Genomic DNA, 23,292 nt, shown 5'->3' with positions numbered 1-23,292 from the left:
GCGTCGCGGTCGGCGACTCTTCAGCTCTCTTCTTTTTCTCGGCCGTCACCCAGTTATGCACCGTCTGCGCGACCAAATCAAAATCGCGCGCCGCTTCGGTATAGCTCAGCCCGCCCTCGAGTACCGCTTTGACGACCTCAGCCTTCAATTCCGGCGAGTACTTTCTCGGTCTCCTTGCCATGAAACACTCCTCCGGGCTCCTCCGCCAGTCTACTTGGAAGACGTGTCCGGAGACCTCGGAGCACATCAAAAGAGTACCTTGACACGCCTGATCGGCGACCAAAAGCGGGCTGTGGATCGGGGGCGGGGGAGGTCTGGTTGGGGTAGTCGGTGCTGTTGCGTTGCCGGCCGGCGGTTGTGCAGGGCTGCCGCGCGGCCCCGGGGGTGCTCGGTGCTGTCGCGTTGCCGGGCGGCGGTTGTGCAGGGCTGCCGCGCGGTCAGGCTGATTACCAGCCCGCTTGCGTTCCCGGCCGCCGGTCATGCAGGCCCGCCGCCGGTCTTCCTACAGCCGCAGTGCTGCCCGTAGCCTTACCCGGCTTCCCGTCTGCAGCACCGCGTTCCGGTACACCCGGCCGCTCACCCAGGTCAGCAGCGCCCCGAACAGCACGGTCAGCACGAGCGCCACCGCCACCTCCCACGTCGCGGCCACCCCGGCGGCGATCCGGCCCGGCATGAGGATCGGTGAGAACACCGGGATCAGCGACAGCACCTGGGCACCAGTGGAATCCGGGTCCTGGATCAGCACGTTGAACCCCGCCACGAAGCCCACCATCAGCGTCATGCTCACCGGCGTCACCACCGACGCCGTGTCCTCCTGCCGCGACACCAGCGAACCGGCCGCCGCGTAGACCGTCGCGTACAGGAAGAACCCCAGCAGGTACCACAGCAAGCCCCAGGCGACCGTGCCGATCGCGACTCCGCCCAGCGTCAGCACGCCGCTGCCGACCGTCATCGCCAGTCCGGCCACCGCCAGGATCAGCAACTGCACCAACCCGACCAGCCCGAGCCCGATCACCTTCCCCAGCATCAGCTGCCACGGCCGCAGCGTGGACAGGAGGATCTCCACGACCCGGCTCGCCTTTTCCTCGACCACGCCCTGCGCGACCATGCCGCCGTAGGCCTGGATCGCGAAGAACATGAGGAACACGATCACCAGCCCGACCGCGAGCCGCTGGCCGGCGTCCGCGTCGCGGGGTTCCAGCTCGGTCAACTGGACCTGCGCCTGCCCCACCTCCCGCATCACCTGCGCCGGGTCGAGGTCGGCCTCCAGCAGCTTCGCGTCCAGCACCTGCTGCTGCGCGATCCCGTTCAGCACGGCCCGCAGCCGCTGGTCCAGCTCCGATTCCACCACCACCCGCAGGTCGGCGGCGCTGCCGGAGACCAGCGCGTCCAGATCACCGTCGCGCACCTGCTGCTCGCCCTGTTCCGGGCTCGCCACCAGCACCGTCTCGACGTGCGAGCCGGCCGCTTCGGCCGCCTCCCGCAGCTGCGCCGCGATGCCCGTGGTCTGCCCGGTCAGCCCGACCTTCGAGGTGTCCGCGTCCTTGATCAGCGTCGCCTGCAGCAGCAGGTACCCGGCCAGCACCAGCAGGATCACCACGGTCCCGACGACGAACGACCGCGTGCGCAGGCGCGTGTTGAGCTCCCGCCGCGCGACCAGGAACACACCCTTGATGGGCGAGACCGTCATTCTCCGCTCCCCGTGACCACGTTCCGGAACAGCTCGGCCAGGCTCGGCCGCCGCCACCGGAATTCTCGCACCGCCCCGGTCGCCAGCGCGGCCGACAGCACGTGCTGGTCGTCCACCCCCGGATCCAGCTCCAGCACGGTCCGGCCCGGCTCCTCGGCCACCACCCGGACCCCGGCCAGCTCCTTGGCCCAGCCCGGAGCGGCCTCCGGCGCGGACACCACCAGCCGCGACCCGGCTGCGGAGGTCAGCTCCGCCACCGTCCCGCACGCGACCATCCGTCCGTTTTGGATGATCCCGACGCGGTCGCACAACCGCTCGACCAGATCCAGCTGGTGGCTGGAGAACACCACCGGCACGCCGGTCGCCGCCTTCTCCCGCAGCACCTCGCTCATCACGTCGACCGCGATCGGGTCCAGCCCGGAGAACGGCTCGTCCAGCACCAGCAGCGCCGGATCGTGCACGAGCGCGGCGGCGAGCTGCACGCGCTGCTGGTTGCCGAGGCTGAGCTTCTGCACCTCGTCCCGGCGCCGCTCACGCAGCCCCAGCCGCTCGATCCACCCCTCGGCCGCCTGGTGCGCCCGCGTGTTGTCCAGCCCGTGCAGCTCGGCGAGGTACACCAGCTGGTCGAGCACGCGCATCTTCGGGTACAGGCCGCGTTCCTCGGGCATGTACCCGATCCGCGTCCGGGTGGCGAGCGTGACCGGGTCACCGCCGAACCGCACCTCGCCGCGGTCCGCCGCGAGCACGCCCAGCACGATGCGCATCGTCGTGGTCTTGCCGGCGCCGTTGCTGCCGACGAACCCGAACAGCTCACCCGGTCCGACCTCGAAGGAGATGTCGTCGAGGGCCACCACGGGTCCGTAGCGTTTGGACAGCCGGTCGATGGTCAGGGCTGGTGCGGGCAAGGACGTCCTCGGGGTCACAGCGGCCGCAGGGCCGCGTTGAGGTGGTGGGCCAGTTCGCCGAGCAGCGCCTCGGCCGCGACGTCCGCGGTGGCCGGCCGCAGCGACAGCACGAACGACTGCACCACGAGCAGCACCGACCGCGCCTGCACGGCCGTGGATCCGCGCCGGATCGAGCCGTCCCGGTGCCCGGCCTCCAGCAGCGCGACGATGAACTTCTCGCCGAGCCGCTGGGTGCCGCCGAGCCGTTCCAGCATGTAGGGCACGACCAGTGCGGTGTCCACGTCGAGGATCGTGCGCATCAGCGGGTCGGCGTTGAGCAGCCGCACCGCGACCACCGAGCTGCGCACCAGGCGCGCGCGGGCGGTCGGCGCGTCGGCCCCGCTCACCGTCGCCTGGTGCAGCAGCGCGCCGAACTCGCGGGTCATCAGCGCCGACAGCACGCTGTGCACGTCGGGGAAGCGCCGGTAGAGCGTCATCCGGCTGACCTTCGCGGTCCGCGCGATCTCGGCCAGCGTGGTGCGCCGCAGCCCGGAGGCGAGGACGCACCGGCGCGCGGCGTCGAGCAGGACGTCGTCGGACACGCGTGCCGCCGTGGGACGTCCGCGGGCGTTCGCGAGCGCGCTGGGGGGCCGGGCCTCGCCGATCACAGCGCGACTCTCATCGTCCATGGGTCGCACTGCAGCCCGTTGCCGCCATTGTTGACCACCATGCCTCGTGGTTAGTCTGCCCCCACCGGTACCGAGAGTATCGGGAAATCCGGCGTGAGGCGCGGTGTCTTTTGTAGGCGGGCGATATTAGACGATCGCGCAGGAGGCGACCGCCGTGACCCGAACGGGTTCACCAGTTACCAGTAAGCGCTCTGGCCTCGATGTCCCCGTCGGCGCGGTCAGGGCGTGATCAGGTAGACGACGCCGCCCGGACCGCTCGCGACCGAACCGTCGGCGGTGTGCCGTTTGGTGCGCTGCCAGATGTTCTCGAACTGGGCCCGCGGATAGATGGTGCGCACGTTGTCGTTGGTGTTCGCGGCCGGGTCGTTGGCGATGACGTCGCCGTTCTCGGTGAACCCGATGACCACCATGATGTGCCCGGCGGTGCCGTAGCCCGCGCCGTCGAGTTCGTCCGCCAGGAAGGACTGCGACGTGATGACCGGGATGCCGCGGGCGATGTAGTCCTCCAGCTCGGTCAGCGAGTGCAGCCGGGTGACGTGCCCGCGCAGGCCGAAGGTGGCGGCGTAGGCGGTGTTGAACGGCCAGTTCCCGGTGCCCTCGTAGGTGTGGTCGTAGGTGTAGCGGGCCGCGTAGTCGACCGTCCGGTCCGGGTAGTCCGCGGGGATCCAGGTCATGTCCTCTTCGCGTGGGCGGCGGCCCCAGTACTCGACGACCATTTCGGTGGACGTCGGGCTGCACCAGCTCTCCCCGCCGCCGCCGTACTCCGGGAAGTGTCCCTTGTGGATGTTCTGCGCGTACGCGGGCACGGGTAGCTCGATGCCGGATGCCTTGCCCGGTCGGGAAACCGGCACCTCGAACCGGTCCGGCACGTTCGACGTCATCGCGCCCACCGCGCTGACCGAAGCCGTCGCGCGCGTGCCCGGGACGCGGTAGAGCGAGACCCGCAGCCGGTACGAGCGCAGCAACACGCCGGGTTTCATCACGAGCGTGTCGACCGAGACCCGCGCGTGCGCGTCGTCCTGGCCCTCGACGCTCGTCCGCTCGATGTCCTCGTCCCCGCTCGCCCAGCGGCCCATCACGTACCACGCGGTCTCCTCGCCGGTCGCGGTCCGCGCCTGCGCCTCGACCTGGATCCACGTCCGCGGCGGAGTCCGGGCGTTCCACGACGCGATCAGTTCGGTGGCGTCGAAGCCGGGTGCGTGGAACGGCGAGGTCCACTGCGACCGCTCGTAGTCCCGGCCCGCGTAGGACTCGACACCGGCGGGCGCGAACGGACCGGCCGGCGCCCATGAGTGGTAGTCGATCGCCTCGTCGCCGGTGCGGCCGGGGGAGGCGGACGCGGGTTGCACGGTCACGGTCGCCATCATGGCGGCGGCCAGCACGGCGAGCAGAGCGCGGGTCATCCGCAAATTCTCACCCGCCGCGGCGGTGGTGTAAACCAGTTGCCAACCATGAGGTGCGCCCGGGTGAAGTGCGCGGCCGGCGAGTTCCGGTCAAAAACTGGCCGGAAGCCTTTCTAGGGTCGATCTCGGCGGCCACCCGCGAGACGAGGACAGAACATGATCGCGCCCGTGAGATCCAGCTGACCGCCCAGGTCACCGGCGCCCCCGGGCTCGGCCACTTCACCGTCGCCACGGCCGAGGTGGACGGCGAGGTCCTGGTGCGCGCCGACTGCACCCTCCCGGTCCCGGCCTGGCAGCCGGGGCAGCGGGTCGGGGTGGCTGCCATCGGCACCGTGGTCCGGTCGGACAGCCCCGAACTCGAGGCCGGCGACCTGGTCCAGTCGATGACCGGCTGGAGCGAGTACTCGGCAGGCCCGGCCGGCTCGTACGTCAAGCTCGATCGGGACCTCTTCGCCGACCCCGGCTACCACCTCGGCCAGGGACCGACCGCCTACTACGGGATGGCCGAGGTGGCGGCCGTCGGCGAAGGCGACGTGGTGTTCGTCTCCGGTGCGGCGGGCGGGGCCGGCTCGCTGGCGGGGCAGATCGCCAAGTGCCTCGGCGCGGCGCGGGTGATCGGCAGCGCGGGCAGCCCGGCGAAGGTCGACTACCTGGTCGACGAGCTCGGATTCGACGCCGCCTTCGATTACCACGACGGCTCCGCGGCCGACCGGCTGCGGGAGCTGGCGCCCGAGGGCATCTCGGCCTTCTTCGACGTCGTGGGCGGCGAGCAGTACCAGGGCGCGCTGCAGGTGGCCCGGCCTGGCGCGCGATTCGCCCTCTGCGGCTCGCTGTCCAGCCAGCTCGGGGACGCGGCGCAGCGCTGTCCGGCGCCCGATCGCGCGGCGGCCGGGGCCAGGGGCGTCGAGCTGCTGCCGTTCTCCTGCTACCACACGCCGGAGCAGATCGCGGCCTGGCGTGAGCACTTCAGCAGCTGGCTGGGCGAGGGCCGCTTCGTCTACCCGCAGACCGTGGTCGAGGGTGGGATCGAGGACGGGCCGCAGGCGTTCCTCGCCCTGCTGCGGGGTTCCTACCGGGGCAACGTCTCGGTGCGGCTGTCGTGACCACACTCTCCCTCCGGGCTCTGAACCGGGCGCTGATGGACCGCCAGTTCCTGTTGCGGCGCACCGATCGCACCCCGCTGGAGGTGATCCGGCACCTGGTCGCGGTGCAGGCGCAGGAGCCCAACTGGGCCTATGTCGGGTTGTGGAGCAGGATCCACGCCTTCACGCAGTCCCAGCTCACCGCGCTGCCGGCGGACCGGCAGGTGGTCCGCTCCGCTCTGCTCCGCAGCACCCAGCACCTCGCCGCGGCCGACGACTTCCGTCGGCTGCGGCCGCTGCTGCAGCCCGTGCTCGATCGCACGGCCGGCTCGCCCCACTTCAGCCGGAACGGCACCGGCCCGGACCCCGCGTCCCTGGTGGCCGAGGGACTCGAACTGCTCGCGGGAGGAACGCTGTCGCGCAAGGAGCTGGCCCGGCGGCCGGCCGAACGCCATCCGGGGCGCGACGGCCGGAACCTGGCCGGGGAGCTGGAGTTGCGCACTCCTCTGGTCCACGGCGTGGCCACCGGCGCGTGGGGTTCCTGGGGCAACCGGTCGGGGGTCTCGGTCACGCCAGCCGAGGCCTGGCTGGGACAGCCGATGGCGGCAACGGCGACCGCCGCCAAGGAGCTGATCCGCCGCTACCTGGCCGCCTTCGGCCCCGCCGGGGTGAAGGACGTCCAGGCGTGGTGCGGACTGACCCGCCTGGCCGAGGTCGTCGCGGAGATGCGCGCCGAACTGCGCCGCTACTCCGGCCCCGACGGCGGGGAACTGCTCGATCTGGCCGACGCCGAGCTGCCCGACCCCGAAACACCCGCTCCGGTGCGGCTGCTGCCCGCCTTCGACAACGCCCTGCTCGGCCACGCCGACCGGACCCGGGTCATCAGCGACGAGGACCGCAAGCGGGTGATGCCCGGCCAGGCGCGGGTGCGGCCCACCATCCTGGTGGACGGCCGGGTGCGCGGAACCTGGTCCCTCGACGCGGGAACGCTGTGGCTCACCCCGTTCCGCCCGCTGCGCGCAGCCGATCGGGCGGCTCTGGAGCAGGAAGCCGAGCGGCTGCTGCCCTTCGTGGGCGGCGGGGACGTGTCCTACGGCGACCCTGCCACCGCCCGGTCATGAGGCGTCGCTAGAGGACGGACTGGCTCTGCGTCACCTTCGCGACGAGCTTGCCGGCGTCGTCGTGCAGTTCGGTCTCCACCACGACCACCTTGCGCCCGGCGTGCAGCGGCCGGGCCGTCGCGGTCACGTGCCCCTCGCGCACCCCGCGCAGGAAGTTCGTCTTCGACTCGATCGTCGACGTGCCCTGCGCGCCCTCGGGCAGGTTGAGGAACGCGCACACCGCACCGGTCGAGTCGGCCAGCGCCATCAACGCGCCGCCGTGCAGCACGCCACCGATCGTGCACAGGGTCGCGTCCCACGCCAGCCGCGCCCGGACGACGTCCTTCGAGTGCTCCAGCACCTCGATGCCGAGCCGCTCGGAGAACGGCATCGACTGGTGGAACAACGCCGTCCCGGCCTCGTCGAGCTGAGTCATGATCCGTTCCTACCGCAACGGGTGGACCAGTAACAACTCCGTGTTGTGGTCGGCGGCCGCGCCGGTGCGGGCCGGGTCGGCGTGCAGGTCGTTGAACGACAGCTCCCGGTACAGCGACGCCAGCGCGGCCGGCGAGGTGTCGCCGTAGTCCGCCGCGTACGGCGCCTGCGCCTCGATCAGCGTGGTGAACAGCGACAACGTGCCGTCGGCGTTGTCGGCCACCTCGATCACGCGCGCGTGCTGCGGGAAGTCGATGTGCGACGCGGTGTTGATCTCCCAGAACCCCTGCGCCGGGGTCGCGCCGGGGCGCGGCGTGATGCGGTTTTCGTGCGTGTGCCCGTTGACCCACGCCAGCACGTTCGGGAACCGGTGCAGGAGCGCGACGAACGCGTCCCCGGTCAGGCGCGGCTCCAGCGGGTGGCGCGCGTCGGGCAGGACGTTGCCCATCGTGTCCGACGTGTGGTGGCTGAACAGGATGAACAGCTCGTCGGTGACCGAGCGGGTGACCCGGTTGCCCCAGACGTCGTAGTACACCGAGCTGCCCCGCTTGAGCGTCTGCTCGACCCACCGGTACTGCCCGAGCCCGATCGAGCCGTCGGCGAACCCGGCGAGCGTGGTGGTGTCCAGGCTGATGCCGGTGATCCCCGGCGCGATGCGGAACGTGTAGTAGACGTCGATGCCGTCGGCGTTGCCGCCGGTGAAGCCGTGGCCCTCCGGGCCGGGACCGGTGTGGGCCGGATCGAGGTGCGCCTGCACGAACTCGGCCGTGGTGAACGGCCTGCGGCGCTCGTCGGGCGTGATCTCGCGGATCGTGCCGCTGCCGCCGAACAGCTCGGTGACCGGCACGCTCGCGCCCGGCGTGCGGATGGCCCGCGCCAGCTTCTGCGCGGTGCCCGAGTCCTTGCCGACGACCTTGTAGCGGCCGGTGTACCAGTGCGCCATCCCGGGCAGGTCCGGCAGGCTGCCCACGATGCTGTCGTCGTGGTTGCCGAACGTGCAGTACCACGGCACGTCCAGGCCGGCGGAGGTGAACGTGCGGGTGCCGGCGGTGAGGACGCCGGGGAGCACCGGGAACGCCGACCAGTCGCCGTCGAGCCGACGGTCCGGGTTCCAGTACAGCGGGTCCCCGGAGGCCTGCACGCCCTCGTACCGCTCCGGGTCGCCGGAGTTCGGGGTGACCTCGCCACCGTTGAGCACGCCGAGGAACCAGTCCAGCTCCAGGTGCTCGTGGTTGTCGGTGTTGTCGCCGGTGGTCATCACGAAGTCGAACGGCCGCCCGGTGAACGGGCCGCGCCGCAGGCTGTTCACCCGGTCCACCAAGGCCGCGGTGGCCACGGAGCCCAGTGTCTCCTGTGGACGGTGGGCCGAGCCGATCAGCGGGTGCAGGTACTCGAACCGCGCCGGCGACTCGGAGTCGGTGATGTGCAGATCGGTGAACTGGACGAACGAGGTGAGCGCGACGCGCCGGTCGTCGCGGCCCGCCGTCCCGGCCACCAGGTCCTCGCGCACGACCAGCGGCCAGCCCGGCCCGCCGGTCAGCCGCGTGTAGGCAGCGGCGCCGTCGACCGGGGTCGCGACGCTGTCCAGCGTGGTGCCCGCCGTGCCGATCGCGCGCCGGGTGCTCTCCCGCAGCGCCCGGTCGAGCGCCTGCGCCGACGGTGCCGCGACGACCAGCCCGAGCCCCGGCGCGCCCGTGGCCGCCAGCATCTGCCGCCTGCTGATTCCCATGCATCCCCCAGGTGTGCGAAGGCCATCCGCATCGAAGCCGACGCGGATGGCCTCCGGGCGAACATCAGAAGTGCGTCACGTCGAGTTTGCCTTGCGAGTGGAAGGCGCGCAGCCGTTTCTTGTCGAACTTGCCGACGCTGGTCTTGGGCACCTCGTCGATGAACGTCCAGTGCTCCGGCAGCTGCCACTTCGCGACCTTGTCGGACAGGAACTCGCGCAGCTCCTCCGCGGTCACGCTCTGGCCCTCCCGGACCACGACCGCCACCAGCGGCCGCTCGTCCCACTTCTCGTCCGGCACGCCGATCACCGCGGCCTCGGCGACCGCCGGGTGGCTCATCACGGTGTTCTCCAGGTCGACCGAGGAGATCCACTCGCCGCCGGACTTGATGACGTCCTTCGCGCGGTCGGTCAGCGTCAGGTAGCCGTCCGGGCTGATCTTGCCCACGTCACCGGTGCGCAGCCAGCCGTCGTGGAACTTCTCCGGGTCCGCGCCGCCGTGGTAGGCGCCCGCGATCCACGGGCCGGCGACCTCCAGCTCACCGACGGACTCGTTGTCCCACGGCAGCACGTTGCCGTCGTCGTCGATGAGCCGGGCGCGCACCGACGCCGGGAACCGGCCCTGCGTGTACCGGTACTGCCACGCCTGCTCACCGGTCGCGCCGGCGGGCGGGCGGGCCACGCTGCCCAGCGGGGACGTCTCGGTCATGCCCCACGCGTGCAGGATCGGCACGCCGTAGCGCTCCTCGAAGGTGTGCATCAGCGCCGGCGGGCAGGCCGAGTCGCCGACCACCACCTCGCGCAGGTGCGAGATGTCCTGCGGCTCGGCTTCGAGCTGCTGCAGCAGGCCCTGCCAGATCGTCGGGACCGCACCGGCGAACGTCGGCTTCTCCGAGGCCAGGATCTGCGCGAGCGGCTTCGGCTGCAGGAAGCGGTCCGGCATGATCAGCGACGCGCCGACCATCATCGCCGCGTACGGCATGCCCCAGGACATGGCGTGGAACATCGGCACGATGACCAGGGCCCGGTCGGCGGGCGAGAGCTGCATGCTGTCGGTCATGCAGACCTGCATCGAGTGCAGCCAGATCGAGCGGTGCGAGTAGACGACGCCCTTGGGCTCACCGGTCGTGCCCGACGTGTAGCACATCGCGGCCGCCGAGCGCTCGTCGATCTCCGGCCAGTCGAAGGTGTCCGGCTGGGCGGCCAGCAGCGCGTCGTAGGAGTGCACCTCGACCCCGGACGGCGCCTGGAGCGTCGCCGGGTCGCCGTTGGCCACGATGACGTGCCGGACCGTCTTCAGCTCCGGCAGCTGCTTGGCCAGCAGCGGCACCAGCGAGCCGTCGACCAGCACGACCTGGTCCTCGGCGTGGTTGGCGACGAACGTCAGCTGCTCGGGGAACAGCCGGATGTTGAGGGTGTGCAGCACCGCGCCCATCGCGGGGATCGCGAAGTAGGCCGCCAGGTGCTCGGCGTTGTTCCACATGAACGTGCCGACGCGCTGGTCGCCGGTGATCCCCAGACTACGGAGCGCGTTCGCCAGTCGCGCCGCGTTACGGCCCAGATCCGCGTACGTCTCGCGGCGGGGACCCTGGTCGGTCCAGGTCGTCACCTGACTGGTGGCGTGCACCCGGCTTCCGTGTTCCAGCAGGTTGGCAAGGGAAAGCTGTCCGTCCTGCATCGTGCTCAGCATGGGCACTCCCGCGCGGTGAAGTTCGGCGATGAACGTGTCTGCGGTCACTCTAAGTGGAAGACACCGCCCGTCGCCAGAACCGGCCGCCCCCGCCCCGACCGGGGGTTTCCTCGCGTGTCGGTGTCGCGGCATCGGCCCAGGTGGCGTTTACTGGGCGCGTGGACCAGACGGCCTGGCCAGCGCTTGCGTGAGCAAGCACCTCGCTGGGTGCCAGCCGTCGCCGCGAGAGCGGATATCCGACACACGGAAGGACTACTACGTTGGCTCTGCCCACGTTGACCCCGGAGCAGCGTGCGGAGGCCCTGGCCAAGGCGGCCGAGGCCCGGAAGGCTCGCTCCGAGCTGCTCGCGTCGATCAAGTCCGGTCAGCAGTCCATCGACACGGTGCTGTCGAAGGCCAAGGACGACAAGACGATCGGCAAGACCAAGGTCACCCAGCTGCTGAAGGCGGTTCCCGGGCTCGGTGCCGTCAAGGTGGCCGCGCTGCTGGAGAAGGCCGGGATCGACCCGGACCGGCGGGCCGGCGGCCTCGGCGAGCGCCAGCGCGCGGCACTGATCGACGCCCTCAAGTAACGCGTTTCCGCAGGTCGGCGGCGAACTGTTGCGCCCGTGACAGTTTCGCTCGCCGCCGCCGGAGCGGGAGCACAATGGGGGTGTGGATGCCGCAGAGACGCTCGAGGAATACACGCCAGGCGACTTCTTCTTCGCCACCTCACGGCACACGATCTTCGGGTCCGGCTCTCGGCTGACCTTCACCGACACCGACGTGTCGGCACTCGGTGACGCGGTCCCGGCCGCCCTGGCCGGGACCCCGGGGGCGCTCGCGGTCGGTGTCCTGCCCTTCGACACCACCGCGACGCCCGGGCACCTCGTCGTGCCGGAAACGGCCTACGTGGCCGCTCCCGCGCACCCCGCCGCCGCCGGCCTGCCCCGCCTGACCGTCGACGGTCCGGACGCCATCCACGCCGTGCCCGAACCGGTCGCCCACGCGGAGGCGGTCGCGCGGGCCGTGCGGGTGCTGGCCGAGCGCGGCATGCGCAAGGTCGTGCTCGCGCGTGCCCTCGACCTGGAGTTCCCGGGCGAGGTGCCGGTCAAGGCCGTGCTGCACAACCTGGTCAAGGACAACCCGCACGGCTACACGTTCGCCGCGGCCCTGCCCGGGTCGCGGTCGCTCATCGGCGCGACGCCGGAGCTGCTGCTGTCCCGCAGCGGACGGCGGGTCGTGTCGCACCCGCACGCCGGTTCCGCGCCGCGTTCGGCCGACCCGGTCACCGACCGGGACAACGCCGAACGGCTGGCGTCCTCGCGCAAGGACCATATCGAGCACGAGGTCCTCACCGAGGCGATCGTCGAGACGCTGCGGCCGTTCTGCCGCGACCTGCACGTGCCGCGGACGCCGTCGCTGGTGTCCACGCCGACGATGTGGCACCTGAGCACGATGGTGACCGGGGAGCTGGCCGACCCGGACGTCACGGCGCTGCACCTGGCCGGCGCGCTGCACCCGACACCGGCGATCTGCGGCTCGCCCACCGAGGACGCGCGGCAGCTGGGGATCGTGCTGGAGCCGTTCGACCGCGGGTACTACGCCGGGACCATCGGGTGGATGGACGCCCGGGGTGACGGCGAGTGGGCGGTGTCCATCCGGTGTGCCGAGGTGTCCGCGTCGCGCCTGCGGTTGTACGCGGGCGGGGGAATCGTGCCGGCCTCCGATCCGAAGGCCGAGCTGGACGAGACGTCCGCGAAGTTCCAGACGCTGCTGCGGGCTATGGGGTTGGAGCTGTGACCTCCCGAACCCGATCTCTCAGTGTTCGGTTGCCGAGACACCGCGTCAAGGCGGGAAAGCGTGCCTTGACCCGGTGGCTCAGCAACCGATTTGGCTGGGGATCGGGTTGCGGGAGAGGGGTGGCTCGGGAGGCGGGTTGCCTGCCGTTGCCGGCCGGCGGTCAGTCCTCTAGGTAGGCGCCCACCAGCGCTCGGTGACCTTCAGGTCCTCGTCCGCCAGCACGGCGATCGCCGCGCGGTAGCCCTCGCCGGGGTCCAGGTCGTGCAGACGCGTGCGCACCGGATCCAGCGCGGGGTCGGCCGAGGCGACCAGGCGGGGCGGCTCGTCCGGGCCGGCCAGCGTGATGCTCCGCAACGGGATCCGCAGCCCCCGCCCGGTGGCCTTCATCAGCGCCTCCTTGCCGGTCCAGTACCGGAAGAACGCGGCCACCCGCTCCGCGTCGGTCAGGCCGTCCAGTGCCGCCTGCTCGGTCTCGTTCAGCGCGTAGGCGATCAGCGAGTCGTCCGCCCGGCGAGTCGCGGTCTCGACGTCGAGGCCGACCGGTACACCGCTGGTCACCGCGACCCCGATCCGCTCGCCGGAGTGCGAGATGGACAGGTCGAACCCGGCGCCGGGCACGCGCGGCCTGCCGTGGGGCTTGCCGCAGTCGTCGCAGGTGGCGTCGAACGTCACCTCGGCGGGGGCGCGGCCGAGCAGCTCCGCGGCGACGGTCTTGGCCAGCGCCCGCCCGGTGAGGAACCGCCGCTGGTCGATCTCCTGCCGGTAGGCGCGGTGGCGGCCGCGTTCCACGTCGTCCAGCAGGCCGAGGTACCCGGGGTCGTTCGGCAGCGGAACCGCCCACCACACCGCACACTCGATCACGCCCCCAACCTACGCGGTGCGCGAACACGGGCGCGAGCAGCGGATGATCCGCCTACGTTGGCCGTCATGAACCTGGTTCACGTCAACGGGGCCGACCTGGCCTACGACGAGGCCGGCGTCGGCCCGGCCGTGATCTTCGTGCACGCGGGCGCGGGCGACCGGCGCATGTGGGACGACCAGTTCGACGGGCTCGCCGGCCAGTACCGCGTGATCCGCTACGACCAGCGCGGCTTCGGCGGGTCCGGGGACGCGGCCGGCGAGTACCGCCACTACGCGGACCTCCTCGGGCTGATGGACGCGCTCGACATCGACCGGGCGACCCTGGTCGGTTGTTCGATGGGCGGGTCGTACGCGCTCGAAGCCGCACTCGCGGCCCCGGGCCGGGTCAGCGGGCTGGTGCTGATCTGCTCGGGCCTGTCCGGGCGCGAGTGGCCGGAGTCGATGCGCGCCCGCGCGGCGCGCGAGGTGCACAGCGCGGTCCCGGCCGAGCGGCTGCGCGCCTACGCGGCGCGGACCCGGGAGCCCGACCCGGCCGACGTCGAGGCGATGGCGGTGGCCCAGGCGCGGTTCCTGGTGCCGGAACCGTCCGAACTCGTCCTCGACATGCTCCGCGGCGTCTTCCGGCGGACCTGGACCGGGCCGCAGCGGACCGAACGTCATTTGGAACCGGGCCCCACCGGCCGGCTGGGTGAGGTGGTGGCACCCACGCTGGTGGTCAACGGTCTCCTCGACGTGCCGGAGATCCAGGAGGTATCTGCCCTGCTCAGCGCGGGTATCACCGGGGCACGGCGGCTCGACCTGCCGGACGCCGGTCACCTCCCGCCGGTCGAACGACCGGCCAAGGTCACCGCCGTGCTGCGAGGGTTCCTCACCGAACTCCATTCCGGTGACGAGCGGCGTGCGCTAGCCTGACAGGTAAGCAAGCGCTTAGTAGGAGGGCCGACGATGGACTTCAGCTTGAGCACCGAAGAGCGGGAAGTGCGCGACTGGGTGCGCACGTTCGTGCAGCGTGAGCTGATGCCGCTCGAACAGGAGGTGCTGCGCCGCGAACGCCGTGGCGAACCCGGCCTCACCTCGGACGAGCTGACCGCGCTTCAGCTCAAGGCGAAGGAGTCCGGCTTCTGGGGCGTGCAGACCCCCGAGGAGTACGGCGGCATGGGCCTGTCGGCCGTGATGACCGCGCTCCTGGAGGCCGAACTGGGCCGCACCTTCGTGCCCTTCCGCTTCGGCGGCGCGGCGGACAACATCCTGTTCCACGCCAACGACGAGCAGAAGGAGCGCTACCTGCTCCCGACGATCGCCGGCGACCGCAAGTCGTGCTTCGCGATCACCGAACCGGGCGCCGGGTCGGACGCGAAGAACATCCGCACCTCGGCCCGCAAGGACGGCGCGGACTGGATCATCAACGGCGAGAAGACGTTCATCACCGGCGGCAACGAGGCCGACTTCGTGATGGTGTTCGCGGTCACCGACCCGGAGAAGGGCGCCAACGGCGGCGTCACCTGCTTCCTGGTCGACCGCGACATGGGCTGGAAGTCCGAGCCGATCGACACCATGGGCGAGTGGGGCCCGGCGTCGCTGGTGTTCGACGACGTGCGGGTGCCGGAGAGCCAGATCCTCGGCGAGGTGGGCCAGGGCTTCGCGCTGGCGATGCAGTGGATCGGCCGCGGCCGCTACCTGCTGCCGGCCCGCGCGATCGGGTCCTGCGAGCGGCTGATCTCGATGGCGATCGAGCACGCCAACACGCGCGAGACGTTCGGGGCGCCGATCGCGACCCGGCAGGCGATCCAGTGGATGATCGCCGACTCCGGCGTGGAGCTGGAAGCGCTGCGCTGGCTGGTGCTGCACGCGGCCTGGCAGGTCGATTCCGGAATGGACTCCCGCCACGCGCAGTCGATCGCGAAGCTGTACGGCGGCATCAAGGCCAACGAGATCGTGGACCGCGTCCTGCAGATCCACGGTGGCATGGGTTACACGCGAGAGCTGCCGATCGAGCGGTGGTACCGCGAGCTGCGGCTGCTGCGCATCTACGAGGGCACCGACGAGATCCAGCGCCGCACCATCGCCCGCAACCTGTTGAAGGGCCACGTCAAGATCAGCGGCGCGCTGGGCTGAGAACAACCCTCAGGACCGCCCCCGGAACTTGTCCGGAGGCGGCCCCGAGGGATCTGACAACTACCTCAGGATTCGTTGGCGGCGTCCCGCAGTGCGCGCGGCGCCCCGGCCAGGTCCTCCTCGTTGCAGAGGAGTTTCAGGTCGTAGTACGGCGCGCCTTCGCGGTCGTCGTAGTCGAGGTGGATGGAGACCACATCCACCGGCTCGCCCAGCCACTCCTGTGCCGACCTGAGCCAGTGCGCACAGCGCTCGAGCGCGGTGGGCAGGTCGTCGTCACGGAACTGGACGGGGCGGTAGGGCACATCGTGTACATGATCCTGAGGGTGGGACGGGGCAGGGAGGCCCAGTGCGAGACCCTGCTCATCCAATTCCAGTTGGATCGTTCGCTCAGTCACCCTTCGAGGGTCCCTCAGCCCGGCCGAGTCGGCAAGACCCCAGCTAGGGCCGTATGCGCCACACCTGGGCGGCGACCTCGCGGGCCCGTTCGGCGGCCTTCCCACCCGGGGGTGACGGGCTGCCCAGCATGCGCAGCGCGAGCTGGGCGTATCGGGCGGCGAGGCGGTCCAGCGGCAGTGGACCACGCGGTGAGTACCAGCGGGCGACTCCGGTGCACATCTCCAGCAGGGCGAGCCTGGTCACGGCCGGTTCCGGGGCGTCGAACACGCCGGCCGCGACGCCCTTGGCGATGGTGGTGGCCCAGATGTCCTCGTACTCGTCCCGCAGGCCGACGATCCACCGCCGCGCGGGCCGGGACAGGGCGCTGACCTCGTTGTCCACCACCCGGGTCTCGTCGGGCTGGGCGGCGTGGGCCATGACGTGCAGCGTGACCAGGGCGGACAGCGCGTCGGCGGGGTCGGCTGGCTCGTCCATGGTGTCCAGCGTCTGACGCGCGGCCAGCAGGAGCCGGTCGAGGCACTCCCGCATGATGCCGACGAGCAGGTCCTCCTTGGTGCCCATGTAGTGGTAGAGGCTGGCGCTGGAGATCCCCGCGGCCTGGGCCAGGTCGCGGATGCCGGTGCCGTGGAACCCCTTGGCGGCGAACAGCTTGACCGCGGCGCGGTGGACGCGTTGCTCGGTGGTCAGAGCCACGTCTGCGCCACCCGGTCGTAGGTCGGGGTGTCCAGGGCGGCGAGCTTGCCCTTCGCGATGCGCTCCGACGGGGTGCGCGGCAGGTCGGTGGTGAGGGACCAGTAGCGCGGGACCTTGAAGTAGGCGAGCTGGGTGGCGCAGAACTCGGCCAGCTCGTCCGGGGTGGTGTCCGCGGCCGGCACGATGAAGGCTTTGACCTCTTCCCCGCGCAGGTCGTCGGGCACGGCGATGACGGCCGCCAGCTCGACGGCGGGGTGCTGCCGGAGGGCGCGTTCGACCTCGTCGGCCGAGATGTTCTCGCCGCTGCGGCGGATCATGTCCTTCGTGCGGCCGACGTAGTGGATGCGGCCCTCGGTGTCCATTGTGGCCAGGTCGCCGGTGTGGAACCAGCCGCCCCGGAACGCCCGCGCGGTCGCTTCGGGGTCGTCGTGGTAGCCGTGCATGAGGCCGACGCCGCGGATGAGCAGTTCACCGGTGCCGCCGCGGGGCACCGGGTTGCCGTCCTCGTCGGCGATCATCGCCTCGCGTTCCCGGATGGGGCGGCCGATGCAGCCGCTGCCGGGCCGGTGGTCCTCCGGGCGGTCGCGGATGTCGCCGCCCGTTTCGGTCATGCCGAACGCCTCGTACCAGGGGACGCCCCACCTGGCCTCCAGGTCGGCGTGCAGGTCGCGGGGGATGGCGGAGGCCATGACCGAGCGGACGGCGTGTCGGGTGTCGTCGGGGTGTGGGGGCTGGCGGAGCAGGAGCGTCGGCATGAGGCCGAGGCAGTAGAACCAGGTGACGCCGTGCTCGCGGACCTTGGGCCAGAAGGTCGTGGGGTGGAAGCGGTCGAGCACGACGAGCTTCGCGCCCGCGGCGAGCCCGGCCGCGACGTTCCACTGTGGATCGATGTAGTGGAACGGCTGGGCGGTGAGGATCGTGTCCTGGCCGGTGAGGTGGGGGAAGTCGTCGACGAGGCTGCGGGCGAGGGTGGTCCAGTAGCGGTGGGGCAGGACGCAGCCCTTGGGGGCGCCGGTGGTGCCGGAGGTGTACTGGATGTTGGTGGGTGCTTCGGCGGCCGGGTGGTGTTCGGGTGGTGGGCCGGCGGGCAGGTCGTCCGGGGTCCGGGTGGGGATGCCGATGCGGGTGAGCAGGTCGGTGAATTCGGGCGCGGCGATGGCGAGGCGGGCGCCGGAGTGGCGGATGACGTGGGCGCCGTCGAGCTTGCGGTAGTTGGTGTTGACGGGGACGAGGACCGCCCCGCACTTGGCGAGCGCGAGCCAGAGCAGGGGAAAGGCAGGCTCGTTGCGCAGCATGACGGCGACTCGGTCGCCCGGTTCGATGCCGAGAGCGTGGAGACTTCCGGCGAGACGGTCGGTCTCACGGTCGATGTCGGCGAAGGTGAGGCTGGTGGCGGTTTCGTCGAAGAGCCACGCGGTGCGGCCGGGCCACAACCGCGCCGCACGACGGGTGAGGGCCACAAGGTCATCCGGAATCATGCGCGGCTGCCGAGGGCGTTCTCGGGGAGGTGCTCGGTGATCAGGGCGTGGCTGACCTCGAGTTCGAGGGCCTGTTCGAGGGCGCTGTCGATGCCCGCGTCGAGGGCGCGCTTGGCGAGGGTGGTGGCCGGGTGGGCGGGGATGCGGCGGGCCCAGTCGAGCGCGGTGGCGTGCACGTCGGGGACGACGGCGTTGACGAGGCCGAGCGCGTGGGCGGTGCGGGCGTCGACGCGCTCGCCGAGGAGGAGGAGTTCCTTCGCCTTGAGCGGCCCGACGATGAGGGGCAGCAGGCGGGACGCGGCGCCGGTGACGCTGAGCCCGAGGCCGGCCTCGGGAAACGCGAAGACGGCGTCCTCAGCGGCGAGAACGAGATCACACCCGAGCGCGAACTCCGCCCCAGCGCCGATGGCGTACCCGTGCACGGCCGCGATGACCGGTTGGGGAATGCTCCGCAGGCGGCGCGTGACGTCCTGCAGGCGTTCGATGCGCGCACGGGAGTCCCCGGCGGGCGTTTCCTTCAGGTCGTGGCCCGCGCAGAAGGCCCGCCCCCGCCCGGCGAGGATGACGGCTTTCGCATCGCCCACCCGATCCAGCGCGGAGAGCAGGTCGTCGACAAGCACGGGCGCGACGGCGTTGAGACGCTCCGGCCGATTGAGCCAAATGCGCGCGACACCGTCGTCGATCTCGAGGTCCACCGAGGTCATGGAAGGAGAGTAGCCGACCGATCGATCGATCGGCTAGGACTGCCGCGTCTACCGGCTCGATCTCCACCCGGGCCTGGCCCTCGACGAGGGTGCCGCTCGTACCGCGCGAGATCGCCCCTTATGCGGCTGCGACTGCCGCAGGCGCCCCTCATGCGGCTGCGACTGCTGCAGGCCCCTCCGGGTCCCCGCCTGGCCCGTCACCTGCGCGACGGTGCCTCTCACGCGGCACGAAAGGGCCACTCGCGCCATGGCGACTGGCGCAGCGGCCGCCTCGATCCCCTCTGGGAGACGGCACCGGCGCGGGTGTGCCTCTCGCTCCGCACGAACGTGCCACTCGTGCCGCTGCGGCTGCTGCACGACCGCCCCCCGGTCACCGCCGCCTGCGCGACAGTGCCTCTCGCATGGCGCGAGAGTGTCTCTCGTGCCGCTGCGACTGGTGCATCTACCGCCTCGGCCTCCGCGTGGGCCCGGGGCTTGCGCGACTGTGCCTCTCGCCCGGCACGAACGTGCCACTCGCGCCATGGCGACTGTCGCAACGGCTGCCTCAAACACCCCTGGGAGCCGACACTGCGCGAGTGTGCTTCTCGCAACGGCACGAGAGTGCCCCTCGTGCCGTTGCGACTGCCATCACGGCAGCCTCGATCCCCACCTCGGTCCGGGCACTTGCGTGACTGTGCCTCTCGCGCTGCCACGAAAAGCGCTACTCGCGCCACCGCGACCCGGTACGACCGCCGCACCGCCGCACGCCGCACCGCCCCACTCGGGCTCGGTCCTACGCGACTGTGCCTCTCGTGGCGCTACGAAAAGCACCACTCGCGCCGCCGCGACCCGGTACGACCGCCGCACCGCCCCACTCGGGCTCGGTCCTACGCGACTGTGCCTCTCGCGGCGTCACGAAAGCGCCACTCGCGCGATCGCGAGTGCCGAGGGGCGTCCCGTCAGGTCAGCTCGCGGCGCAGGTCGTCCAGCCGGTCGGCCACGTCGGCGGCCGTGGCGGGCGCGAAGTGGAGCAGCTGGTCGTCGTAGTGCGGCTTGGTGAGGACGGTCCAGCGGCCCTCGGCGTTGTCGTACACCCGCAGCGGGAAGCGCGGGTGCCGCGGCTGGCCGCTGTGGTCGCGGACCTCGGCGTGCAGCTCGGCGATGAAGTACGGCTCGAGAGACGCCAGGTAGTCCGCGCGCATCACCGCGCGGCTGGGGCGCGTGCCGTTCATCTCCGCCTGTCGCGCGCCCCGGACTTCGCTGCGCAGCACGGTCAGCGACGGCTCCGGGGACTTGCGTACGCCCTGCGGGAGGACGTCGGCGAGCACCTTGCTGAGCCGGTCGCGCTGGAAGGTCCGGACCGAAATCTCCTGTCCCTCCCGCACGGCGACAACCCCGAACCGCTGGTCGGCGGCGACGAGCGTGGAGACGTTCACCCCGGTCGTCGTGTCCGACAGCCACCCGAACCGGGCCTCCGCGGGGGTGGTGAGCAGGCGTGCGAGGTCGGCGAACGTCGGCTCGTCGCGGGTGGGCACGTGGTAGCGCGCGAGGGCGGCCTCGACGGTGCGGTCGAAGGCGAGCCGGGCGTCGTCGGGGCGCCACACGGCCTGCGGTGCGAGCGCGAGGTGCAGTTCGGCGCCGGTGACCTTGGCGACCATGGCCGCGAGGAGGTCGACCGGGAACCGTTCCGGTTCGGCGAACCACATGGCGCTACTGGCCGAGGACCGGCGGGGAGACGGTCATGCCCGTGATCGGGTCGACGGCCTTCTCGCCCTCCGCGGTGAGCTGGAAGTGCTCGTCCTCGTCCACGATGTACTTCCGCTGGTGCTCGTCGTCGTCCTCGCCCCTGCCCCGGTTGCCCGCGCCGGCGCCCATCGCACCCGGACTCCCGGCAGCGCCGGCCCGCCCCGACGCGCCACCGCCCCCGCGAGCGAACGACTCGCCCGCCGCGGCGGGGTTCCCGGCGCCGAAGCGCTTGCCCTCGCTGAGCGGGTTGCTCCCGCTGCCGGGACCGAAGCCCGCGCCACGGCCCGCTCCACCCGCACCGAAGCCCCGGCCGGAGCCGACGCCGCCGCCACGGCCCGCCCCGGCGCCGGTGCCCGTCCCGAACCGCCCGCCGGCCGGGTTGGCGCCGCGGTATCCGGTGGTGCTGCCGTAGCCGGGCACGCCGTACGCGCCGCCGCCGGGCGTGCCGTAACTGTTGCTGCCGTACCCGCCTTGTTGGGGCGGGTTGTAGGACGCCGCGGCGGGCGGCGCGTAAGCCGCGTCGGAGGCGACGGTGCGCCCGTCGGCGGGGATTTGCCCGGTGGGGGCCTGGTAGGGCCCCGACAGGGACGAGGTGCCGCCGGTGACGCCACCGCCGCCTCGGGAGGCACCCCCAGCGCCCCCGAAGCTCGGCCCGTCACTGGTCGGCTTGTTCTGGATGTCGACGCTGCCGCCGGGCTGGGCGCCCTGGGAGACGCCGAGCACGCCGGCGTCGAGGGTGCCGTAGGTGGTCGGCATCCGGGCACCGTTGTCACCGGAGGTCGTCGACCAGACCTGCATGGCCTCGACGTTCTGCTTGGCAGCCGCATTGGCCGCCGCGACCTTCGCCATCTGGCTCCAGCCGCTGCTCGTGTCGCCGATGATCTCCTTGAGCGCCGGAGGAGCCTCCGGAACCTCGGGAACGGGGACGACCTTGTTCTTGGTGTCGAAGAATGCCTGACTCTGGCTTTCGATGAGGTCATTGGCCGTCTTCATGGCCGCAGCAGCACCCGAATGAGCAGTAGCCAACGCGGAGACACTGTGCTTTGCCGCATCAGCGCCGTTGCCGGTCCAGCCTTCTTCCATCAGACCGATGAGCGAGGTGATCTGCCTGCTGCGAACCTCGTACTGCTTCATAACAGCACCAACGTTGTGCTGGGCGTTCTGCAGGCCGACCGGACCAGGAGCGTTGTGAAAGTTGTCGTAAATCTGTTGGCCGCTCATCGACTCCAGAGAGGCGGCCGACCCGAGGACAGCTCCGGTCATCATTCTCCCCCGGTCTTGATGGTCTCGATGACGTTCGCGGCCACCGTGGAGGCGGCTTTGCAATTGTCTTTACCAGCCGGGCCGGTGACGGTCACGTGGAAGATGGTGTCGCCTCCGATCCCGACATTCAAATCGCAGGTTCCGCTGGCGCGGAAGTCGGAGAGATTGCTGAAGACAGCGGGGTAGCCGGTGATGGTCGTCGGCTCGAAATACCCGCCGTTGTCGTAGGCGCCAGCGGCGTGCTTGTTGTAGTCATTTTGCAAACCGCCTTCGACGGTGGTGTAGAAGAGTTGCACCACCCAGTCGAGAGTGGCGCCAAACTTCCAGCTGCAGTCCCTGGGCTCGATCTGCTCGCCCTGGGAGGAGATCCCCAGCTCCTCCGTCTGCGGTTTTGTCAGGCTCTTGCATGCGTTCGAAGCGAAGGCCGTTGCATCAAGTGGGGCATTGACAGCAGGGGCCACATCACGTCCATTGGCCTGAGATGGAGTGGGCGCGCCGGTCGCTGGTCCATTCGTCGTGCTCTGTGGGGTTCCCCCGGATGGCGAGCACGCCGCCGCAGCTAGCAGCGCGACCAGAGCCGCTGTCACGGTCCGGATCGGTTGCCTCATGATGCGCTCTCCCTCTCAGTACAGACCGTGACCATCAGTGTTGCTGGAGTCACCATACAGACCCCGTCCGGCCTCCTGGTCCTGTTCGACGTAGGTTCCGTTCGCCTTCCTGAGGTGATCGATCCACGTCTGGGCGTACGTGAGCATCGCCCTGTTGTGGTCCATAGCCGCTTTTATGGATGACTGTGTCTGCGTCGCATTGCGAACCGCTGGCTGATCAGGTGAGGGTGCAGTCGCGTCGGACCAGGCCGTCTGTAACCGAACGTAGTCACGGTAGATGTCGTCGCGGAACTCCTCCCACTTCGGGATCAGCGCGGCGATCTGGTCGGGGTCGAAGCGGTACCCGGCGCCTCCCGCGGCGCTCAGGCCCGCGCCCACCGTCGGCCCGATCGGGGCCTGCCCGTTGCCCTCGGTCATCTGTCCCCTACCCCCTGTGTGGAACGCAGTTCAAGCAGAGACTAGCGTGACCGGATCAGGCACCGCCTCCGGTTGGGCGTAATCCCCGCATAGCATGGGTCACATGGCCGTACGAGAAGCCGAGGTCGGCGACGTCGAGGAGATCTGCGCGCTCATCGAGGAGCACGCCCGCTACGAGGGCAACGACTCCCTCGCCCTGGACCGCGCCGAGATGACCAAGCACCTGTTCGGTCCGGAGCCCAAGGCCTGGGTCCTCATCGCGGAGCCGCCGGGTGACCACGTCGTCGCGGGGATGGCCTTCTGCTCCTGGAACTTCTCCACCTGGGAGGGCCGCCCGGGCATCTGGCTGGACGACCTCTACATCCGCCCCGAACACCGGCGCCACGGGCTCGGCAACGAACTGCTCACCGCCCTGCGGGCGCGCACCGACGGGCGCGTCGAGTGGGACATGCAGGAGGGCAACGAGCGGGCAGCGGCCTTCTACGCCCAGCTCGGCGCGCAACCGGTCCCCGGCTGGATCCGCTACCGCTGGTCACCGGGAAGTTAGGCAA

The 23,292-nt window shown here is 71.0% G+C and carries 24 protein-coding genes; 7 read left to right on the top strand and 17 right to left on the bottom strand.

Going from position 1 to position 23,292, the window contains the following annotated elements:
• The 5 genes from D0D28_RS35725 to D0D28_RS19815 form a co-directional block, all read right to left on the bottom strand.
• The coding region (locus D0D28_RS35725) for a transposase (protein ID WP_162831123.1) at positions 1–181 on the bottom strand (181 nt) is incomplete at its 3' end.
• A gap of 321 nt (positions 182–502) precedes the next feature.
• Positions 503–1,690, bottom strand: a complete 1,188-nt coding sequence (locus D0D28_RS19830) for an ABC transporter permease (RefSeq protein ID WP_094004423.1) — start codon at positions 1,688–1,690, stop codon at positions 503–505.
• Complete coding sequence (locus D0D28_RS19825) at positions 1,687–2,595, bottom strand: ABC transporter ATP-binding protein (RefSeq protein ID WP_094004424.1); 909 nt, start codon at positions 2,593–2,595, stop codon at positions 1,687–1,689. The genes D0D28_RS19830 and D0D28_RS19825 overlap by 4 nt, the downstream gene beginning before the upstream one ends.
• A 14-nt stretch (positions 2,596–2,609) precedes the next feature.
• On the bottom strand, positions 2,610–3,263 hold the full coding sequence (locus D0D28_RS19820; RefSeq protein ID WP_240323271.1) for a TetR/AcrR family transcriptional regulator: 654 nt from the start codon (positions 3,261–3,263) through the stop codon (positions 2,610–2,612).
• Positions 3,264–3,481: 218 nt separating this feature from the next.
• Positions 3,482–4,666, bottom strand: a complete 1,185-nt coding sequence (locus D0D28_RS19815; protein ID WP_116111570.1) for a peptidase C39 family protein — start codon at positions 4,664–4,666, stop codon at positions 3,482–3,484.
• Between the two features lie 68 nt (positions 4,667–4,734).
• Between D0D28_RS19815 and D0D28_RS19810 the strand changes: the two genes are divergently transcribed.
• Positions 4,735–5,769, top strand: a complete 1,035-nt coding sequence (locus D0D28_RS19810) for an MDR family NADP-dependent oxidoreductase (RefSeq protein WP_205413308.1) — start codon at positions 4,735–4,737, stop codon at positions 5,767–5,769.
• Positions 5,766–6,869, top strand: a complete 1,104-nt coding sequence (locus tag D0D28_RS19805) for a winged helix DNA-binding domain-containing protein (protein WP_116111569.1) — start codon at positions 5,766–5,768, stop codon at positions 6,867–6,869. Before D0D28_RS19810 ends, D0D28_RS19805 begins: the two co-directional genes overlap by 4 nt.
• A 7-nt stretch (positions 6,870–6,876) precedes the next feature.
• Here D0D28_RS19805 and D0D28_RS19800 read toward each other — a convergent pair whose 3' ends face one another.
• The 3 genes from D0D28_RS19800 to D0D28_RS19790 form a co-directional block, all read right to left on the bottom strand.
• Entirely contained in the window at positions 6,877–7,284 is a 408-nt protein-coding gene (locus D0D28_RS19800; RefSeq protein ID WP_027933891.1) for a PaaI family thioesterase, read from the bottom strand.
• A 9-nt stretch (positions 7,285–7,293) separates the two neighbouring features.
• The gene (locus tag D0D28_RS19795) at positions 7,294–8,991 is read right to left on the bottom strand and encodes a TIGR03767 family metallophosphoesterase (protein WP_116111568.1); all 1,698 of its coding nucleotides are present in this window, start codon (positions 8,989–8,991) and stop codon (positions 7,294–7,296) included.
• 85 nt (positions 8,992–9,076) lie between these two features.
• Positions 9,077–10,699 (bottom strand): long-chain fatty acid--CoA ligase, encoded by a 1,623-nt coding sequence (locus tag D0D28_RS19790; protein ID WP_116111567.1) that lies wholly within the window; start codon positions 10,697–10,699, stop codon positions 9,077–9,079.
• A 260-nt stretch (positions 10,700–10,959) separates the two neighbouring features.
• On the opposite strand from D0D28_RS19790, the gene mihF reads away from it, so the two are divergent.
• Together mihF and D0D28_RS19780 are read left to right on the top strand one after the other, a co-directional pair.
• Entirely contained in the window at positions 10,960–11,271 is a 312-nt protein-coding gene (gene mihF / locus D0D28_RS19785) for an integration host factor, actinobacterial type (RefSeq protein WP_026153534.1), read from the top strand.
• A gap of 82 nt (positions 11,272–11,353) precedes the next feature.
• On the top strand, positions 11,354–12,481 hold the full coding sequence (locus D0D28_RS19780; RefSeq protein WP_116111566.1) for an isochorismate synthase: 1,128 nt from the start codon (positions 11,354–11,356) through the stop codon (positions 12,479–12,481).
• Positions 12,482–12,649: 168 nt separating this feature from the next.
• On the opposite strand, the gene D0D28_RS19775 is transcribed toward D0D28_RS19780, so the two are convergent.
• Entirely contained in the window at positions 12,650–13,342 is a 693-nt protein-coding gene (locus D0D28_RS19775) for a 4'-phosphopantetheinyl transferase family protein (RefSeq protein ID WP_094004430.1), read from the bottom strand.
• 66 nt (positions 13,343–13,408) lie between these two features.
• Here D0D28_RS19775 and D0D28_RS19770 point away from each other — a divergent pair, with 66 nt between their 5' ends.
• Together D0D28_RS19770 and D0D28_RS19765 are read left to right on the top strand one after the other, a co-directional pair.
• Positions 13,409–14,254: an alpha/beta fold hydrolase gene (locus D0D28_RS19770; protein WP_116111565.1), complete on the top strand. Its 846-nt coding sequence runs from the start codon at positions 13,409–13,411 to the stop codon at positions 14,252–14,254.
• Positions 14,255–14,287: 33 nt separating this feature from the next.
• Positions 14,288–15,457, top strand: coding sequence for an acyl-CoA dehydrogenase family protein (locus D0D28_RS19765; protein ID WP_094004432.1), 1,170 nt, complete (start codon positions 14,288–14,290; stop codon positions 15,455–15,457).
• Between the two features lie 65 nt (positions 15,458–15,522).
• Here D0D28_RS19765 and D0D28_RS19760 read toward each other — a convergent pair whose 3' ends face one another.
• The 8 genes from D0D28_RS19760 to D0D28_RS19725 form a co-directional block, all read right to left on the bottom strand.
• A complete protein-coding gene (locus D0D28_RS19760) occupies positions 15,523–15,852 on the bottom strand; it encodes a hypothetical protein (protein WP_026153533.1) in 330 nt (109 codons plus the stop codon).
• Between the two features lie 43 nt (positions 15,853–15,895).
• Positions 15,896–16,546, bottom strand: a complete 651-nt coding sequence (locus D0D28_RS19755; protein ID WP_116111564.1) for a TetR/AcrR family transcriptional regulator — start codon at positions 16,544–16,546, stop codon at positions 15,896–15,898.
• Positions 16,537–18,024 carry an AMP-binding protein gene (locus D0D28_RS19750; RefSeq protein ID WP_116111563.1) on the bottom strand — a complete coding sequence of 496 codons (1,488 nt, stop codon included), beginning with the start codon at positions 18,022–18,024 and terminating at the stop codon, positions 16,537–16,539. Before D0D28_RS19750 ends, D0D28_RS19755 begins: the two co-directional genes overlap by 10 nt.
• Entirely contained in the window at positions 18,021–18,728 is a 708-nt protein-coding gene (locus tag D0D28_RS19745; RefSeq protein WP_116111562.1) for an enoyl-CoA hydratase/isomerase family protein, read from the bottom strand. The genes D0D28_RS19750 and D0D28_RS19745 overlap by 4 nt, the downstream gene beginning before the upstream one ends.
• Before the next feature lie 938 nt (positions 18,729–19,666).
• The gene (locus D0D28_RS19740) at positions 19,667–20,413 is read right to left on the bottom strand and encodes an ESX secretion-associated protein EspG (protein ID WP_094004436.1); all 747 of its coding nucleotides are present in this window, start codon (positions 20,411–20,413) and stop codon (positions 19,667–19,669) included.
• Positions 20,414–20,417: 4 nt separating this feature from the next.
• Positions 20,418–21,587, bottom strand: coding sequence for a hypothetical protein (locus D0D28_RS19735; RefSeq protein ID WP_240323272.1), 1,170 nt, complete (start codon positions 21,585–21,587; stop codon positions 20,418–20,420).
• A 128-nt stretch (positions 21,588–21,715) separates the two neighbouring features.
• Complete coding sequence (locus D0D28_RS19730; RefSeq protein WP_116111560.1) at positions 21,716–22,324, bottom strand: DUF3558 family protein; 609 nt, start codon at positions 22,322–22,324, stop codon at positions 21,716–21,718.
• 15 nt (positions 22,325–22,339) lie between these two features.
• Positions 22,340–22,741 (bottom strand): hypothetical protein, encoded by a 402-nt coding sequence (locus D0D28_RS19725; protein WP_116111559.1) that lies wholly within the window; start codon positions 22,739–22,741, stop codon positions 22,340–22,342.
• Between the two features lie 103 nt (positions 22,742–22,844).
• Between D0D28_RS19725 and D0D28_RS19720 the strand changes: the two genes are divergently transcribed.
• Complete coding sequence (locus D0D28_RS19720) at positions 22,845–23,288, top strand: GNAT family N-acetyltransferase (protein ID WP_094004439.1); 444 nt, start codon at positions 22,845–22,847, stop codon at positions 23,286–23,288.
• Positions 23,289–23,292 lie beyond the last annotated feature (4 nt).

Origin of the sequence: Amycolatopsis ruanii, assembly GCF_003385175.1 — a bacterium.
In the GTDB taxonomy this organism is placed as follows: domain Bacteria; phylum Actinomycetota; class Actinomycetes; order Mycobacteriales; family Pseudonocardiaceae; genus Amycolatopsis_E; species Amycolatopsis_E thermalba.
The sequence above is the reverse complement of the archived record's forward strand: the minus strand, read 5'-3'. Positions and strand labels throughout refer to the sequence as shown.